Here is a 15,973-nt window from a genome sequence, read left to right on the forward strand (position 1 = left end):
TTGGCCACGACCGCCGCGCCCGCGGCCGCCAGCCGTCGGGCGTAGGCCAGGCCGAGTCCGCGCCCGGCCCCGGTGACCAGCGCGGTCCTGCCCGCCAGGTCGATGCTGTCCGTCATGGGGGTCTCCTCGTTCGTGCCGGTGGTGGCGGGGGACGGCGGGTGGTCGGGGTGGTGCGCGTCACCCTGACCCCGCCGCTGGCCACGACGTTAGGCATATTTATGATCTCAGTCAAGAAGTTGCCTAACTTTATTCGTCTGGCGGCGCCGATACGCTGACGGCGGAGGGAGAACCATGACGACCGACGAGTGCGCGGAGACCGACGAGGGCTCCGGGACGCGACCGCGCCCGCAGTCGCTGATGCTGAGCTTCCTGGGCAACTTCGTGCTCGGCCGGGACATCGGGGTGTCCTCCGGGAGCTTCATCGACGTCTTCGCCCGGGTCGGCGTGTCCGAACACGCCGCCCGCTCCACCCTCAGCCGCATGGCGCGGCGCGGCCACTTCCACCGGGAACGGCACGGCCGACAGGTCTATTACGGGCTGACCCGGCGCTGCGCCGAGATCCTCGCCGACGGTGAACGGCGGATCTGGACGACCGGGGTGGTGAACCAGGACGCGGACGCGCCGTGGACCCTGCTGTCCTTCTCACTGCCGGAAGGGCGCCAGCGCGACCGCCACGACCTGCGCTCCCGCCTGACCTGGGCGGGGTTCGGCCCGCTGGGCAACGGACTGTGGATCGCGCCGTCGGAGCTCGACGCGTGCCAGGTCATCGACGGACTCGGGATCGACGACAACGTCCGTGTGTTCCACGCCCGGCCCGCGGCGCCCACCGAGGTGGGGCGGATCATCGCCGACGCCTTCGACCTGGCCGACCTCACCGCCCGCTACCGGCGCTTCCTGGAACGGTGGGACACCGCGGCCCCCGTGCCCGAGGCGCCCGACGACCTGGCCCGGCTCCTGTTGCTGATGACCGACTGGCTCCAGACCATCCGCCGCGACCCGCGCATCCCGCTCGCGCACCTGCCCGACGACTGGCCCGCGATCCGGGCCCAGAAGCTGGTGCACGAGCTGCACGGGACCTACGCCGTGCCCGCGCGGGCCGAGGCCGAACGGGTCCTGGACACCGTCCCCATGCCGCCCTCGGACTGACCCGGGCGGTGTCAGGCCCGCACCTCGGAGCGGTCACCGCCCCACAGCGTGTGGAAGGAGCCCTCCCGGTCGACGCGGCGGTAGGTGTGGGCACCGAAGAAGTCCCTCTGCCCCTGGACGAGGGCGGCGGGCAGGCGCTCGGCGCGCAGGGAGTCGTAGTAGGCCAACGCGGCGGAGAACCCCGGAACGGGCACGCCCTGACGGGTGGCCGTCACCACCACTTCGCGCCAGTCGTCCTGTGCCTCGGCCACCTCCCGCGCGAACGTCTCGTCCGACAGCAGGCCCGGCAGGTCGGGGCGGGCGTCGTAGGCGGCGCGGATGCGGTCCAGGAACGCGGCGCGGATGATGCAGCCACCGCGCCACAGGGCCGCGACCGCGCCCGGGTCGACACCCCACCCGTACTCGTCGCTGCCCACGGCGATCTCGTGGAAGCCCTGCGTGTACGACATGATCTTGGAGGCGTACAGCGCCTGTTCGACGCGGTCGGCGAAGTCCGAGGCCGCGGCTCCGGACAGCGCTTGGGCGGCGGGGCCCTCCAGCGAGCGCGACGCGTGGCGCAGCGCGGTGTGCCCGGACAGCGAACGGGCGAAGACGGCCTCGGCGATCCCCGACACCGGCACGCCCAGGTCCATCGCGGTCCGCACGGTCCAGCGGCCGGTGCCCTTCTGCTCGGCGGCGTCGGCGACCACGTCCACGAACGGCGCACCGGTGGCGGCGTCCACGTGGGAGAGCACCTCGGCGGTGATCTCGATCAGGTAGGAGTCCAGCCGTCCGGTGTTCCAGCCGCGGAACACGTCGGCGATCTGGCCGGGGGCGTAGCCCGCCACGTCGCGCAGCAGCTGGTAGGCCTCGCCGATCAGCTGCATGTCCGCGTACTCGATGCCGTTGTGCACCATCTTGACGAAGTGCCCCGCGCCGTCGGGTCCGACGTGGGAGACGCAGGGCGTGCCGTCGTCGGCCTTGGCGGCGATGCGCTCGAGGATCGGACCGAGCGACGCGTAGGACTCGGCCGACCCGCCCGGCATGATGCTGGGCCCGCGCAGGGCCCCCTCCTCGCCGCCGGAGACACCGGTGCCCACGAAGTGGATGCCGCGCTCGCGCAGACCCCGTTCACGGCGCCGGGTGTCGGCGAAGTGCGCGTTGCCGCCGTCGACGATCATGTCGCCGGGATCCAACAGGGGCGCGAACTCGTCGATCACCGCGTCGGTGGGCTGGCCCGCCTTGACCATCACGACCAGCTTGCGCGGGCGTTCGAGCGCGGCGACGAACTCCTCGGCGGTGCGGGCGGGCACGAAGTCGCCCTCGTGGCCGAACTCCTCCACGAGGGCGTCCGTCCTGGCGGACGTGCGGTTGTGGAGGGCGACGGTGTACCCGTTGCGCGCCAGGTTGCGGGCGAGGTTGCGGCCCATGACCGCCAGACCGGTGACGCCGATCTGCGCTGGAGTACTCATAGGTGTGGCTCCTGTGACTTTTGGGAGTCGAACTGCGACTCAGCGTAGGACGGCGGTCGCGGCGGGGCCGGTCACCCGGGGCGCCGCGTGCGTCGCCGCCGGGCGTAGGCCCCGGCCGCCGGGGCGTCCCGGGCGCGTGGGACGCCGGGACACCCCGGGCGCGCTCACTCCCCGGGCGCCGCGTACACGAGCCCACCCCCCACGTACGTCCGCGCCACCCGGGCCTCGTGGATCGCCCCGACCGGTCCCGCGAAGGGGTCCCGGTCCAGCACCACCAGGTCCGCCAGGGCGCCGGGACGGAGCGCGCCGGTCTCGTCCAGGCGGTTGACGCGGGCCGAGCCGGCCGTGTACGCCGTGATCGCCGTGACCAGGTCCAGCCGTTGCTCCGGAAGGAAGGCGGGGCCCCTCGAGCCCGGCAGAGCCCGGTTGACCGCCACGTGGACGCCCTCCAGGGGATCGGCGCTGCTCACCGGCCAGTCGCTGCCCGCCGCCAGGTGCGCCCCGGACCGGTGCAGCGCCCCGAACGGGTACTGCCACCCCGCCCGCTCGGGCCCCAGGAAGGGGATGGTCAGCTCGTCCATCTGCGGCTCGTGCGCCGCCCACAGCGGCTGGATGTTGGCCGTGGCCTCCAGCGCGGCGAAGCGCGGCACGTCGTCGGGGTGCACGACCTGCAGGTGCGCCAGGTGCGGGCGGTGGGGGGAGGGGCCGTTGGCCCTCCGAGCGGCCTCGACCGCGTCGAGCGCGTCGCGCACGGCGCGGTCCCCGAGGGCGTGGAAGTGCGTCTGGAAGCCGAGCCGGTCCAGCTCGGTGACGTGGTCGGGGAGCAGCTCCGGGTCGATGAAGCTCGTGCCCCGGTTGGCCGTGGCGCACCCGCAGCCGTCCAGGTACGGGTCGAGCATCGCGGCGGTTCCCGTCTCCGCGATCCCGTCGAGCATGAGCTTCACCGCGTCCGCGCGGAACCGCCCGTGGGTCAGGGCGGCGCGCCGCTCGACGAGTTCGGGGATCTGCTCGGCTCCACGCCCGCGGTCCCACCACAGCGCGCCGACGACCCGCGCGGTGAGCGCCCCCTCCCGGGCGAGCTCCGCGTAGGCCGCCGACGGGTCGGGGATACCGCCGAAGGAACCGACCAGGGCGTCCTGCCACGCGGTGATCCCGAGCGAGTGCAGGTGCTCCTGCGCCCGCAGCAGCGCGGCGCGCAGGTCGGACGGCGAGGGCTCGGGGACCAGACGGCTGACCAGCCCCATGGCCCCCTCCTGGAGGAGCCCGGTCGGTTCCCCGTCGGGACCGCGCTCGATCCGGCCGTCCGCCGGGTCGGGGGTGTGGCGCGTGATCCCGGCCAGTTCCAGCGCGCGGCCGTTGACCCACGCCCCGTGGTGGTCGCGGTTGGGCAGGTACACCGGCCGGTCGGCGACCACGGCGTCCAGGTCCGAGCGGTGCGGAGCGCCGCCCTCGAAGGCCTCCATCGACCAGCCGCCCCCGGCGATCCACGCGCGTTCGGGGTGCGCGGCGGCGTAGGCGGCCACGGCGTCGAGGGTCTGCGCCCGTGTCTCGGCCCCGGTCAGGTCGCACTGGACCATCTCCAGCCCGGCCGGGGCGGGGTGCACGTGCGCGTCCTGGAAGCCGGGCAGCAGCAGCCGCCCGTCGAGGTCGACCACGGTGGTGGAGGGGCCGGTCAGGTCGTCCGCCGCCGAGGCGTCGACGGCGGTGATCCGGTCCCCGGTCACGGCGACGGCGGTGGCCCCGTTCGGAGGGCCGCCGGGCGTCAGCACCGGGCCGTTGGTGAACACGAGGTCGGCGTGGTGGGAGTGCATCCGTGCTGCTTCCTTCGGTCGTCAGCGGGAGGGGGACGGGGCGGGCTCCTCCGACGGGGCGGTGCCCGCGTCGCGGAGGAAGTAGGGGGAGCGGCGCACCCAGCGGGCCCAGGCGCCGGTCGCGATCCCGGACGCGATCATCACCGCCGGGATCGACAGCAGGAACCAGCCGTTGTCGGGGTGCACCGCGAAGCGGTCCGTGGAGGTGGCGTAGGTCCAGCACAGGTAACCGGTGATGCCGAGGACCACCGAGGCGCCCACCAGTGGGAGGACCACCGCGCGGACCCCCGCCCACGGTGACTCCCGCAGCAGCCCGCGGAACCGCGTCGCGGCCGCCAGCGCGGTCAGGACGTAGACGAGGGCGACGAGGATCCCCACCGAGTTGACCGTCGCCACGATCACGTCCACCAGCCGGGGGATCACCAGCGACAGGACGGCCACGCCCGCCGCGACGGCGCCCAGCACCAGGGTCCCCGCCGCCGGTGTGCCAAAGCGCGGGCTGACCCGCGACCACAGCGGGCCCAGGGTGCGGTCCCGGCTCATGGCGAACATGCCTCGTGCGGTGGGGATCACGCCGGACTGGAGCGAGGCGACGGCGGAGAACATCAGGGCCACCAGGGGCAGCGCGGCCAGCGGCTGGTCGGCCAGGTGCCCGGCGAAGACGGCGAGCCCCTCGGGCCCGCTTGCGGTGAGTTCGTCCTCGCTGAGCACGCGCTGGAAGGCCACCGAGCCGAACAGGAACAGGCCGAGCGTGGAGAACAGGGTGAGCAGTCCGGCCCGCGAGGCGTCGCCCGGTTCGCGGACCTCCTCGCTGACGCTGAACGCGGCCTCGAAGCCCCAGTAGCAGAACACCGACAGCAGCAGCCCCTGCGCCAGGACCGTCGCTGAGGGGAGGGCGAACGGGTTGAACCAGTCGAGGCTGAAGGGGTTCGGGCCGACGGCGAGGCCGTAACCGAGGAACCCGAGCAGGACCGCGTACTCGAAGACCAGGAGCGCGCCCTGGAACCGGGCCGCGGAGCGCAGACCGGTGACCGCGGTCAGGGTGACCCCGGCGAGCACGGCGACGCCCACCAGGACCGACTGGGCCGTCGACCCCGGGTCCAGGACCAGCCCGGCGACGGCCTCCACGCCCGCCATGCGGACGGTCTGGAGGATCGCGGACCCCGTCACGGCCGTGGTGTAGGCGAGGAAGGCCACGGTGGCGACGATCATCGTCCACCCGGAGAGGAAGCCCAGCCAGGGGTTGAGGGAGCGGCCGACCCAGACGTAGGTGTTGCCCGCGTTCGGTTCGACCCGGTTGAGCCGCGTGTAGGCCCCGGCGACGCACAGGATGGGCAGGAAGCCCAACAGCAGGATCGCGGGCAGGTGGGGGCCCACCACCATGGCCATCGCGGTGAGGCCGATGCCGATGCTCGTGGTGGCCGCCGTGCTGGACGCCGCGATCGCGACGCCGTCCAGGACGCCGATGGATCTGCGCAAGGGCGTATCGGAGGCGGCGGGCGGCGGGACCGCGGAGGTGGGCGGCGGGGTGGACGTCATGGTCGGCTCCGTTCGCTGGGGGATGTCGGCCCGGTGAACGGATATGCAACACGTCACCCTCTTCACAGGTCAATGGTGTTGTCATAAGCTCCCCCCAGGACACCGAGGCCATGACGTGCGGAGGCACCGATGAGCGACCGCGTGGTACCGCCCGGGGCACGGCGAAGGAGGCGGCCCACGAAACGGGGGGTCGTCCTGTCGGAGGAGCTGATCGTCCGAACGGCCCTGCACCTGGTCAGAGAACACGGCGCCGACGCCCTGACCGTGCGGCGTCTGGGCATCGCCCTGGGAGCGGACCCCAGCAGCCTGTACCGCTACTTCCGCAGCGCCGACGACCTGCTGCTGGCCGTGGCCGACGAGCTGATCGGCCGCACCCTGCGGGACTGGCGGGCCACCGGCGAATGGCGCTCCGACCTGCATGAACTGGGGATTCGACTGCACGAGGGCGCCCTGGCGCACCCGCAGGCGACCGTGCTGAGCGCGTGCCGGGTGACCGGGCGCGCGCACGAGATCCGGGCGGTGGAGACGGCGCTCGGGCTGCTGCGCGGGGCGGGTTTCCCCGACGCGGAGGCCGTGCGGATCTACCACGCGTTCGTCGACCAGGCCCTGGGCTTCGCCGCCCTGGACGCGGCGAACGCGGCGCTGCCCACGTCCGCCCACGAGGCGGAGGCCAGGGTGTGGGACACGACCTACGCCGCGCTGCCGGAGGAGACGCACCCGAACATCGCCGCGACCGTCCCGCTGCTGGCGGCCACGATGAGGGGCAGCGCCTACCCGACGGCGCTGACCATGCTGCTGGCCGCTGCTGAGACGCGCCTGGCGGTCCACACCCGCGGGGAGTGAGGACCGCCGGGACCGAAGCGGTCAGCCCGCGATGCCCCCGACGACCGACACCACGTGCGGAGCCACGATCACGGCCGTGCCGACGAACAGGGCGGACAATGCGTACCTCGGCGCGCCGTCCACCTCCAGGGCGCGCATCAACCACCAGCCCACACAGGAGCCGAGCGCCCACAGGCCCACGATGACACCGATCACGCCGAGGTAGTCGGAGGCGGTCTGCCCCGAGTACGGCAGCAACAGGTGCAACAACGAGAGGAGACCGAGGCAGGGGAGCCCGAGCAGCATCAGGCCCAGGTGGACCACGGCGAACACGCGCAGCACGCGTGACGGTCGGCCCGGTGCGGATTCCGTGGTCGGGGAGGTGTCCGTGTCACTCACACCGTACCGACGCGCCACCGGGGAGCGAGGTTGACGCACCCGGCCCGCGGGGGTCAGGTGTCCGCGCCGGTGCGGTCGGGCGGCGGGGCGTGGATGTGGACCTGCCCGACGTGCTCCGCCTGGACGACGGTGCCGCTCACGTCCCCGCGGACCTCGTTCCGGTGGACGCCGCCTCCCGGGCGGTCGGGTCCGGGCCGGGCACGGGGACCGACCGCCCGGCCGGGCGCGGACCACACGCGCTCAGCGCGGTGTCTCAGGGCCGAGACGACCAGGTCGGCCAGGCCCCACGCGACCCTGCAGGCGAACAGCCCGACCGCGACCACCAACAGGTACTGCAGGAGTGTCGCGGGGCTGGGGTCCGGATTCCGCGCAGGCTCCGCCAGAGGCAGTGCCTCCGGTAAGAGGGGCGAGGGTCGAAATCCGTGGAGTCAGCGCCGTGCACCCTTCGGTCGACTCGCGGCGTGCGCTCCGCGATCCTATCCGAGCGCCGGGCCGTGCGGTGAGGCGCGTCCGGAGTTCTCGCCCCGCCAACACACGAAGGGAACCGCGTGCCGCTCCACGTCCACCGAGTCACGAAGTACGATCCCGCCGCCCGTGACGCCAACGGCCACTACGTCGGTTCCGAGAACGTCGACAGCGACTACGGGCCGATCGAGGCCGCCTACCTGGACGCGATCGCCGCATTCGCCCGGGACAGCGGGGTCGATCACCTGGAGGTCCGGGAACCGCTGTTCGGTGGTGCTTCCACGCCCGCCGCGATCGCGCGGCTCTTTCCGTCCGCCCCGGTCGGCTTCCACGACGGTACGACCGTCCCGCTCTCTGTCGGGCTGGAACTGGTCCGGACCATGCTCCGGGGCGACGAGGCGTTCTGGTGCCAACTGGAGGTCGAGGACACGTTCGCCGTCCACGTGAGCGGGGACCTGTACGTGTACGTCGGCAGCCGGGAACCCTGCCACGAGGCGGTGGCCCGCACCCGCGGACTCGGACTCTTCCCCGAACCGATGGACGTCTCACCCGACGACGTCTTCTTCGACTCCGGCGACGAACCGGGAGAGCAGCGTCCGGCCGACGCCACCTTCTGGGCGCGCCTGGACCACCTCGGCCACGGCCGCGGTGTGCTCCTGGAAGAGGAGTTCGTCGGCAACGCCACCCGCTGGCACCGGGTGACCCGCGAGACCGCGGCCGACGTGCGCGCCCGCCTGGCACCCCGGGCGCGGCTGACCGTGTGGCCGCCGCTGGCCGACGACGTCGACGGGGTCCTGGCGGCGCTGCCCGAGGAGGACCCCGTGGAACTCGTCTGGGAGGACGCGCACGGTCGGCTCAGGAGCGAGGAGTTCGACGGGCCCGACCACCGGGCGCTGGCCGCGCTTTTGTCGGGCGCGCGCGGAGCCATGGTCCTGTCCGACCACGTCGGCCAACGCCGCCCCCTCCTCACCGCGGTCCTGCCCGACCCCGACGGCGTGCTGCGCGCCCGCTGGCGGACCGAACCCGCCGACAGCGACCGCGCCTGGGCGTTCATGCGGACCCTGGAGCGCGGACGGCTCGTCACCGGCACGGTCGCGCGCATCGCCGACTTCGGGGGCACGTTCGTGGACCTCGGCGGGTGCACCGCGATGATCAACCTGCCTGAGCTGTCCTCCCGCCCCTTCGACGCCCCGACCGACGTGGTCTCCGTGGGGCAGGAGGTCACCGCCAGGATCCTGGACGTGGACATGGTCCGCGAACGCGTGTCCCTGACCCTCAGGCTTCCCTAGCGCCCGGCCCGCCGCCGCCAGGCCTCCAGGTGCTCTTCGACCTCCCGCGTCTTCGGATGGGCGGAACCCATGACGCGGATCTGGTCCGGCAGCAGCGCCGTCAGCTCCTCGACCGCGCGAGCGGGGTCGCCGGCCTCGCCGCGGAACCGGGCCAGGCTGTGCCGGGTCGTGAACACGTGCGGGTGGTCCGGACCCAGAGCGCGCAGTTGGTCGGCGAGGTGTGCCTCGAGTTCGGCGACGGCTTCGGCGTACTCTCCGACCACACCCTTCCACGCCGCGATCTGACCGCGGGTGGTGAGCGTGTCGGGGTGGTCCGGTCCGAGGACGCGCAGCTGGTCGGGCAGGAGGGCCTCCAGGTCCCGGATGGCTCCGCGGGGGTCGCCGGCCCTTCCCAGCCAACGGGCGACCTGGTTGCGTGTGGCCATCGCGCTGGGATGCTCGGCGCCGAGCGCCGGCAGTTCGTCGGCGAGCACCGCCCGGAAGGACTCCACCGCGCCCTCCGCGTCACCCGCCCTGCCCCGGGCGGAGGCCAGGTGCGCACGGGTGCTGAGGACGTCGGGGTGGTCCGCGCCGAGCACCCGCGTCTGCACGGGCACGATGTCCTCGAAGTCGGCGACCGCGCCCCGCGGGTCGCCCGCCCGGGAACGCCAGCGCGCCGCCTGGACCCGGGACCTGAGCGTCTGCGGGTGCCGCGCGCCGAGCACCCGCGTCATGGTGCCGGCCAGCGCCCCGAAACCCTCGGCGGCGTGGCGCACCTCGCCCGACAGGCCGCGCCAGAGGAGGATGTCGTGGCGCGCGGCCAGGGTGTCCGGGTGTTCGGCCCCCAGGCGCGCGTCGGCCGTGTCGGCCAGTTCCTCGCAGTGGGCCACCGCCTGGGAGAGCGCGCCCGCCTTGCCCAGACTCTGTCCGAGACGGACCAGCAGGGGGTGGGCGCCCCCGTCCCACAGCCAGCCCCGTTCGTGCTCGGCCAGTGCCGTGGTGTTGGACCGCAGCCGCTGCCCGAGGCCGGTCGCGTGGACGCTCGGCTCCCATACCGACAGGAGCGCGTCGGCGGCCGCGCGGACGGTGTCCCGGTCGGGCCGCGTCGCCCGCCGCTCACGCGTGGCGCGCTGCACGAGCCGGTGCGCTCCGACCAGGGCGTCGTCCCCGAACCCGGACCGGGTGACCAGGTGGAGCCGGGCCAGCGCGGACAGCGCGTCGTCGGCGTCCCGCGAGGTCGGACCCGGCTCCTCGGGGCGGGCGCGGCGGAGGTGGTCGAGGACGGGGGAGGACGTCAGCGCCGCTACGGGGATTCCCGTGGGGTCCAACAGGCTGACCAGTCGCATCATCGGCAGGGCGAGCCCGCGCGGGGTGAGCGTGTTCGCGTGCTCGACGGAGACCGCCCAGGTGGTGGCCACGGTGCGCGCGTAGTCGTCGGGCAGGCTCTCCTCCTCCGGGAACAGCCGATCCAGGGCGCCGCGCCGGTCCCGGAGCAGCGCGCGGTAGGACGCGCACGTCATGCCGCCCCTGCGGTCGCGGATGTAGGCGGCCGCGTGGGACAGGGCCAGCGGCAGGTGTCCCAGGTCCTCGGACAGCGCCGTCAGGTCGGCCTGGTCGGGGGCGAGGGGCAGGTCGTCGAGCGCGGTGGCGAGGTAGGTGAGGGACTCGTCCGGTGTGTAGACGCCGACGTCGATGAACGCGCGCCCCCTGCCCGCCAGGGCGGTGTCGGTGCGGCGGGTGGTGACCACCAGTCGTCCCCGGGGCCCGGCCGTGTCGGCGGCGGCCGGAGCGCTGGTGGTCGGCCACAGGCCGCGCACGTGTTCGGGGACGTCCAGGTTGTCCAGGACCACCAGCCAGCGCTGGTCGGTGGTCTGGAGCCAGGTCAGGAACCGGCGCGCCGCGTGTTCGGGGTCCTCGTCCGCGGGGGAGTGGAGGATCCGGTGGGCGGCGTCGGCGTAGGCCCGCAGGATCGTGGCCCGCTCGGCCGCGGGCGCCCACACCACCAGATCCACCTCCCCGCGCCGGAGCAGCGCCCGGGCGTGGTGGGCGGCCAGCTGGGTCTTGCCGACACCGCCCATCCCGGACAGGACCTGTCCGAGCACGACGGTGGGGTGGTCCCGCGAGGACCCGGTGAGCCGGTCGGTGAGGGAGCGGTGCTGGAAGTGGTCGGCCTCGTTCGGCAGGACTCCGACGACCATGGGCCAGGCCGGTTCGGACTCCGGGGCGTGGACGACCTGGGTGTCGATGACCGTGTGGTGGGTGGGTTGGTGGAAGGTGAGCGTGCCGCCCTGGATGAGGGTGCTCCCGCTGACGCCCCCGGTGACGGCGTTGGCCGTCGCCTGGGATCCGTCGATCGTCTGGGTCGGCTCCGTGGTCTCGGTCGGAGCCGGACGCCGGTCCGCGCTCGGTCTTCGTTTCCCCGACGACCGCTCCACGATCCGCCCGGCGACGACCAGGAGCACCGTCAGGGCGGCGATCAGGGCTCCGCCCCAGGGCGCGGCCGCGCCCTCGGTTCCCGCGACGGCGTCGCCGCCCGACCAGTACAGGACCGCCGCGGTCGCCAGGATCACCGTCGTGGCGAGCCCGGCCACGATCCACCGTGTGCGTGTCATGACGGTCAGTGTGGCGGGAGAACGCCCGAGTTGTCAGGTCCGGAGGCCGATGGGGCTGGCCGGTAGCGGCCACCCGGCGGCGGTCACCGGTCCGACTCCTCCTCCGACTTCCGCTCGGAGTGGCCGAGCGCGCGGTCGGGGGCGATCCGGTCGCGGATGAGCCGCTTGAGCTCGGCCGCGTCGGTGAAGGCCGCGTCGGTCTTGCGCGACCACACGCTCTCCCCGTCCAGCCGCACCTCGAACGCGCCGCCGGTCCCGGGGACGAGCGCGACCTCGCCCAGGTCCCCCTCGAACGTCGTCAGCAGTTCCTGTGCCATCCAGGTCGCCCTGGGAAGCCACCGGCACTGTGTGCAGTACTCGATCTCCAGCCGCGGCCGCTTGTCCACCATGCGTCCCAGGATGCCACGCCGGGCGCCCCGGGCCCACGGCCGCCCCGGGACCGACACGTGCTCCTCCCGGCCTCTGGTAGACCGGTCCCATGAGCGTCGTATCGTTGCAGGAGTTGCTGGACAGGTTCGCCGAGGCGCGGGACTGGGGTCCCTTCCACACGCCCAAGAACCTGGCGATGGCCCTGGCGGGAGAGGCCGGTGAACTGGTCGCCGAGTTCCAGTGGCTGACCGCGGAGGAGTCCGAGGCGGTCATGGCCGACCCGGACAAGGCGGCGGCGGTGCGCCAGGAGATGGCGGACGTGTTCTGCTACCTGCTGCGCTTGGCCGACGTGCTCGGGGTCGACCTGGACGCGGCCGTCCGGGAGAAGGTCGCGATCAACGAGCACCGCTTCCCGGTCCCGCGCGCCTGATGCGTCGGGCCGCGACGCGCCGGGGACCGGGAGGAGGGCGGCACGCGGTCGCGGCGTGCCGCCCGCACCGGGTCCGGGCCGGTTCGGGGCCTTGTGTGAGGGCGCGGCCCTTCCCCCGGGCCGGTCCGTCACCCGTAGACGGCCACCACGGTGAGCAAGGTCGTGGCGTTCCACAGCGAGTGGGCGACCACGGTCGCCGTGAGACGGCGTGTCAGCAGGAAGAGGGCGGTGTAGACCAGGCTGGCGAGGACGATGGCGGCGACGTCGGGGGCCGAGGTGGGCAGGTGCAGGGCCGCGAACAGCAGGACGGACACCGCCGCCGCCCCGTACAGGGCCGCCCGCCGGTGGACGAAGGCCTTGGGCAGCGCGCCCATGAGGAAGCCGCGGAAGTAGAGCTCCTCGGCCAGGCCGCCGCCGACCACGCCGAGGACGAGTGTCGCGGCCAGGGCCGCGACGCCCGCGGAGGCGTTGGTGAGGACCTCTTGGACCTCCGGGTTGTGGGCGCCCCCGGCCATCGGGATCAGCACGCCGAACTCGATGAGCAGACGCGGAGGCACGGTCGCGGCACCCAGGAGCGCGTCCCGGAACCAGTGCCGCGAGGTGAGGCCGACATCGGCGGGGGACAAGGACCTCCGTCGCAGCCACCAGGCGACGAGTGCGCCCGCCGAGGCGAGTTCGACGAGGGCCACCGCGACCAGGGCCAGGGGCGGTGGCGACCCCTGGACCAGTAGTCCGAGGGTCAGCGGCGGAAGCACGAAGCAGACGATCGCGCCGACGAGGAAGAGCGCTGACGCGCGGACGGGGGCGGGGGGTGGTGTCGGGTCGGTCAAGGGAGTCTCCGGGGCTCAGGGGCGGGCGACTGGCGTTTTTATCGACAATCGATAAACTAAGGCAAGAGCTTATCGATTGTCGATAGGTCGTACGTCTGAGTGTGGGGAGACCAAGTGAGTGCCGTACGTCAACGCGCGTCCGAGTGGGTGGCTCTCGTGGCGATCGTCCTGGGAGTGGGCCTGGCCCTCTTCGCCGCCGTCGGAACCCTGGCGGCGGACAACCTCGTCGTGCCCGTCGAGGTCCCGGCCGCCGCGGTGCCTCCGCCCTCCGGTGACGGATTCGAGTTCACCGGGGCGGTCACGGCCGAGCTGACGGTCACCGCCCCGACCGTCGTCGAACGCGTGTGGGCGATGGCGCCGTCGCTCATCGTCGCCGCGCAGATCGTGTTCGTCGCAACGCTGCTGCTGCGCGTCGTGCGGTCACTGCGGACCGGCGAGCCCTTCAGCGCCGTGAACGCGCGCCGCATCGGCGTGTGCGCCGCCGTCACCCTGGTCGGCGGCGTCCTTGCGGCCGCACTGCGGGCGGTCGGCTCCCACATGATCGTGGGCGGCGCCGTCCCGTCCCTTGTCGGCGGCTTCGCGCTGGAACCGGTCGTCGAGCTTCCGGTCGCCTCGCTCCTCCTCGGCCTCGGCCTCGCCTCGGCGGCGGCGTTCCTGCGCGCCGGCGCGCTCCTGCGCGAGGAGGTCGAGGGCCTGGTGTAGCCCGCTCCCTCCGCCCCCGTCACGGCGCGAACCTCCCGCGCCGGTCCTCCCAGAACCCGATCCGGCGGCTTCGACCTGGGGTGGCGCGGGCCCCGGGAGCCGTTTCGGGTGGCCCGCGGCGCGAGTGCCCTCGCCGACGCGCTCACCCCTGGACACGGCCTGCACACCCTCTACCTGGGCTGCAACCGGATCGACGCGGACGGGGCCACCGCGCTCGCCGACCTGGCGGCCCTGCGCGACACCGCCTGGCCGGTCCCGGAGGGGATCGACGCCTTCCTCGACCCGCCCCGGCTGTCCGGTGCGCTCACGCGGGGCTGACCGGTGGCAACGACCGGCCGAGCCGCCGACCTGGACCGCGCCAAGCTGCTCGCCTCCCGGTACCGCGCCGCCAACGCCCGGCCCCGTGCCCGAACTCGCGGGGCGTGGATCCACGAGGTGTCCCACCTGCTGCGCGACCACCACGGACGCGCCGACCGGTTCCGGGCCGTCCGCTGGGCCGACCCGCTGCGCGCCAACATCGCCCATGACTGCGAGATCAACGACGACCTGGTCGCCGACGGCCTCGACCTGCCCTCCAGGGCGGTCCTGCCCAGCACCCTCGACCTGCCCGAGGGGCTGCTGTTCGAGGAGTGCCTGCCGCGCCTGCCCGAGACAGGCCACCGCCTCGACCGCGGGTCCGGAGTCCACGGGCACCCCTCCGGCTGGGAGGACGGCACCGCGGCGGGCGGTGCCACAGGGGTGGAGGCCGACGCGCTCCGGCGCGCCCCCGTCCGGCGCTCGGGGACCGTCCCCTCAAGGGGAGGTTCCACCGGCGTCGCCCTCCTCCGGTGCCACGATCACCAGCCCCGGAACCTCCTGTGCGGCCCGGGCGACCACCCGTCGGTGCCAGGAGGCGGGCCATGTTCGGTCGGGCTCGTACTCCCGGTACTGCTCGTCGGTCCCGTAGGTGCGCACCACCGGGTCGCGCCTGTCACCGAGCGCGCCCACCAGACGGTCGACGGCCTCGGCGGTCCGCGCCCGCAGGCGTTCGACCTCCGGCGGCACCCAGTCGGGGACGGGGTGCTCGCCCTCCTCCCACACTCGAAGGGTGCGGGGGTTGACGCTCAGGTGGGCGGCGAGCCAGCGGACGTCGAGTCCGAGCCACTCGCGGATCACCCTGAACCGGAGGCCGGGCATGCGTCGACCACCGGGTGCTCCGGTACCCGGGGTGAGGTCGTCCACGTCGTCTCCATGAAGGTGTGCGTTCCGGTCGCCGTGGGACGCGGCGACGGTCACCTCGGATGGCATCCGGTGATCACGCGTCAGGCCCGGGGCGCGTGTTTGAATGGGGGGATGTCGCAGCGCAGCCCCCGCACCCAGCCGTCCCGCCTCCGCGCCACCGACCCCTGCCCCTGCGGTCGGGAGGCCGCCTACCAGGACTGCTGCGGGCGCCTGCACACCGGGACCGCCTCCGCCGCCACCGCCGAGGACCTGATGCGTTCACGCTACAGCGCCTTCGCGGTCGGCGACGAGGCCTACCTCCTGCGCAGCTGGCACCCCGACACCCGGCCGGAGCGCCTCGACCTCGATCCCCGTACCCGGTGGATCGGTCTGGAGATCCTCGGCGCCACCGGCGGAACCCCCTTCCACACCGAGGGCACGGTCGAGTTCCGCGCGGTGTACCGCGAGCGCGGCCGGGAGGGCGAACTGCGCGAGCACAGCCGCTTCACGCGCCACGAGGGGGCCTGGGTCTACCTCGACGCCCTGCCGAACTGACCGCCCACCCCCTGTCCCCGGCCTGACCAGGAGACCTCACCCAGGGTGCCCCGGCGCGGGCCCAAGGCGATAATCGGGCGCCTGAACTGCGAACTCCCTCGCTCTGAGCGTCAGGGCGGATGCGGGGAGTTCCACAATGGAGTATAAGGGGTCTTATATCTTCCCGTCGCCACGGAACGGACACGGAGAATGGACCTCCGCACCCCCGGTCTGCTCGAACAGGATGACCTCATCCAGGCCATCGGTCGGGCCCTCGTCACGGCCATCCCCGAGGGATGGCACCAGCTCACCTACCGCGCGCGCATGGTCGGCCCCCTGATCGACGACGTCCTCGCCGTCCAGGGCGCGGACGGGCGGATCCGTTCCGAGCCGGT

General features: G+C 73.6%; 15 protein-coding genes and 2 pseudogenes. 9 read left to right on the plus strand and 8 right to left on the minus strand.

Features of this window, described 5'->3' with window-relative positions; genetic code table 11:
* Positions 1-291: 291 nt before the first annotated feature.
* Positions 292-1,146 (plus strand): PaaX family transcriptional regulator, encoded by an 855-nt coding sequence (locus D471_RS0117620; RefSeq protein ID WP_017599841.1) that lies wholly within the window; start codon positions 292-294, stop codon positions 1,144-1,146.
* Positions 1,147-1,157: 11 nt separating this feature from the next.
* Here D471_RS0117620 and gndA read toward each other — a convergent pair whose 3' ends face one another.
* The 3 genes from gndA to D471_RS0117635 form a co-directional block, all read right to left on the minus strand.
* Positions 1,158-2,597, minus strand: coding sequence for an NADP-dependent phosphogluconate dehydrogenase (gndA, locus tag D471_RS0117625; protein ID WP_017599842.1), 1,440 nt, complete (start codon positions 2,595-2,597; stop codon positions 1,158-1,160).
* 164 nt (positions 2,598-2,761) lie between these two features.
* Positions 2,762-4,408 (minus strand): amidohydrolase, encoded by a 1,647-nt coding sequence (locus D471_RS0117630; protein ID WP_017599843.1) that lies wholly within the window; start codon positions 4,406-4,408, stop codon positions 2,762-2,764.
* A 21-nt stretch (positions 4,409-4,429) separates the two neighbouring features.
* Positions 4,430-5,887: an APC family permease gene (locus tag D471_RS0117635; protein WP_206538952.1), complete on the minus strand. Its 1,458-nt coding sequence runs from the start codon at positions 5,885-5,887 to the stop codon at positions 4,430-4,432.
* Positions 5,888-6,076: 189 nt separating this feature from the next.
* On the opposite strand from D471_RS0117635, the gene D471_RS0117645 reads away from it, so the two are divergent.
* Positions 6,077-6,790, plus strand: a complete 714-nt coding sequence (locus tag D471_RS0117645; protein WP_017599846.1) for a TetR/AcrR family transcriptional regulator — start codon at positions 6,077-6,079, stop codon at positions 6,788-6,790.
* Between the two features lie 21 nt (positions 6,791-6,811).
* On the opposite strand, the gene D471_RS0117650 is transcribed toward D471_RS0117645, so the two are convergent.
* Complete coding sequence (locus D471_RS0117650; RefSeq protein ID WP_152486350.1) at positions 6,812-7,168, minus strand: hypothetical protein; 357 nt, start codon at positions 7,166-7,168, stop codon at positions 6,812-6,814.
* Between the two features lie 53 nt (positions 7,169-7,221).
* Positions 7,222-7,491, minus strand: coding sequence for a hypothetical protein (locus D471_RS34885; protein WP_017599848.1), 270 nt, complete (start codon positions 7,489-7,491; stop codon positions 7,222-7,224).
* 225 nt (positions 7,492-7,716) lie between these two features.
* On the opposite strand from D471_RS34885, the gene D471_RS40885 reads away from it, so the two are divergent.
* The gene (locus D471_RS40885; protein ID WP_017599849.1) at positions 7,717-8,922 is read left to right on the plus strand and encodes a S1 RNA-binding domain-containing protein; all 1,206 of its coding nucleotides are present in this window, start codon (positions 7,717-7,719) and stop codon (positions 8,920-8,922) included.
* On the opposite strand, the gene D471_RS0117665 is transcribed toward D471_RS40885, so the two are convergent.
* Both D471_RS0117665 and D471_RS0117670 read right to left on the minus strand, forming a co-directional pair.
* Positions 8,919-11,513, minus strand: a complete 2,595-nt coding sequence (locus D471_RS0117665; protein WP_017599850.1) for a tetratricopeptide repeat protein — start codon at positions 11,511-11,513, stop codon at positions 8,919-8,921. The two genes, D471_RS40885 and D471_RS0117665, sit on opposite strands and share 4 nt — an antisense overlap.
* An 83-nt stretch (positions 11,514-11,596) precedes the next feature.
* Positions 11,597-11,902 (minus strand): SelT/SelW/SelH family protein, encoded by a 306-nt coding sequence (locus D471_RS0117670; protein ID WP_026127823.1) that lies wholly within the window; start codon positions 11,900-11,902, stop codon positions 11,597-11,599.
* An 89-nt stretch (positions 11,903-11,991) separates the two neighbouring features.
* Between D471_RS0117670 and D471_RS0117675 the strand changes: the two genes are divergently transcribed.
* On the plus strand, positions 11,992-12,312 hold the full coding sequence (locus D471_RS0117675; protein ID WP_026127824.1) for a nucleotide pyrophosphohydrolase: 321 nt from the start codon (positions 11,992-11,994) through the stop codon (positions 12,310-12,312).
* A gap of 128 nt (positions 12,313-12,440) precedes the next feature.
* Here the strand turns inward: D471_RS0117675 and D471_RS0117680 are convergent, their stop codons facing one another.
* Positions 12,441-13,142, minus strand: coding sequence for a CPBP family intramembrane glutamic endopeptidase (locus tag D471_RS0117680; protein WP_017599853.1), 702 nt, complete (start codon positions 13,140-13,142; stop codon positions 12,441-12,443).
* 114 nt (positions 13,143-13,256) lie between these two features.
* On the opposite strand from D471_RS0117680, the gene D471_RS0117685 reads away from it, so the two are divergent.
* The 5 genes and pseudogenes from D471_RS0117685 to D471_RS0117700 all read left to right on the plus strand — a co-directional run.
* Positions 13,257-13,844: a hypothetical protein gene (locus D471_RS0117685; RefSeq protein ID WP_017599854.1), complete on the plus strand. Its 588-nt coding sequence runs from the start codon at positions 13,257-13,259 to the stop codon at positions 13,842-13,844.
* A 108-nt stretch (positions 13,845-13,952) separates the two neighbouring features.
* Positions 13,953-14,162: a hypothetical protein gene (locus D471_RS40890; RefSeq protein WP_017599855.1), complete on the plus strand. Its 210-nt coding sequence runs from the start codon at positions 13,953-13,955 to the stop codon at positions 14,160-14,162.
* A 3-nt stretch (positions 14,163-14,165) separates the two neighbouring features.
* A pseudogene (locus tag D471_RS42325) lies at positions 14,166-14,585 on the plus strand (DUF2201 family putative metallopeptidase); the annotation flags it as partial.
* Positions 14,586-15,176: 591 nt separating this feature from the next.
* A complete protein-coding gene (locus D471_RS41880; RefSeq protein ID WP_026127825.1) occupies positions 15,177-15,599 on the plus strand; it encodes a YchJ family protein in 423 nt (140 codons plus the stop codon).
* A gap of 189 nt (positions 15,600-15,788) precedes the next feature.
* Positions 15,789-15,973, plus strand: a pseudogene (locus D471_RS0117700) (hypothetical protein); the annotation flags it as partial.

It is taken from the genome of Nocardiopsis lucentensis DSM 44048 (assembly GCF_000341125.1).
In the GTDB taxonomy this organism is placed as follows: Bacteria; Actinomycetota; Actinomycetes; order Streptosporangiales; family Streptosporangiaceae; genus Nocardiopsis; species Nocardiopsis lucentensis.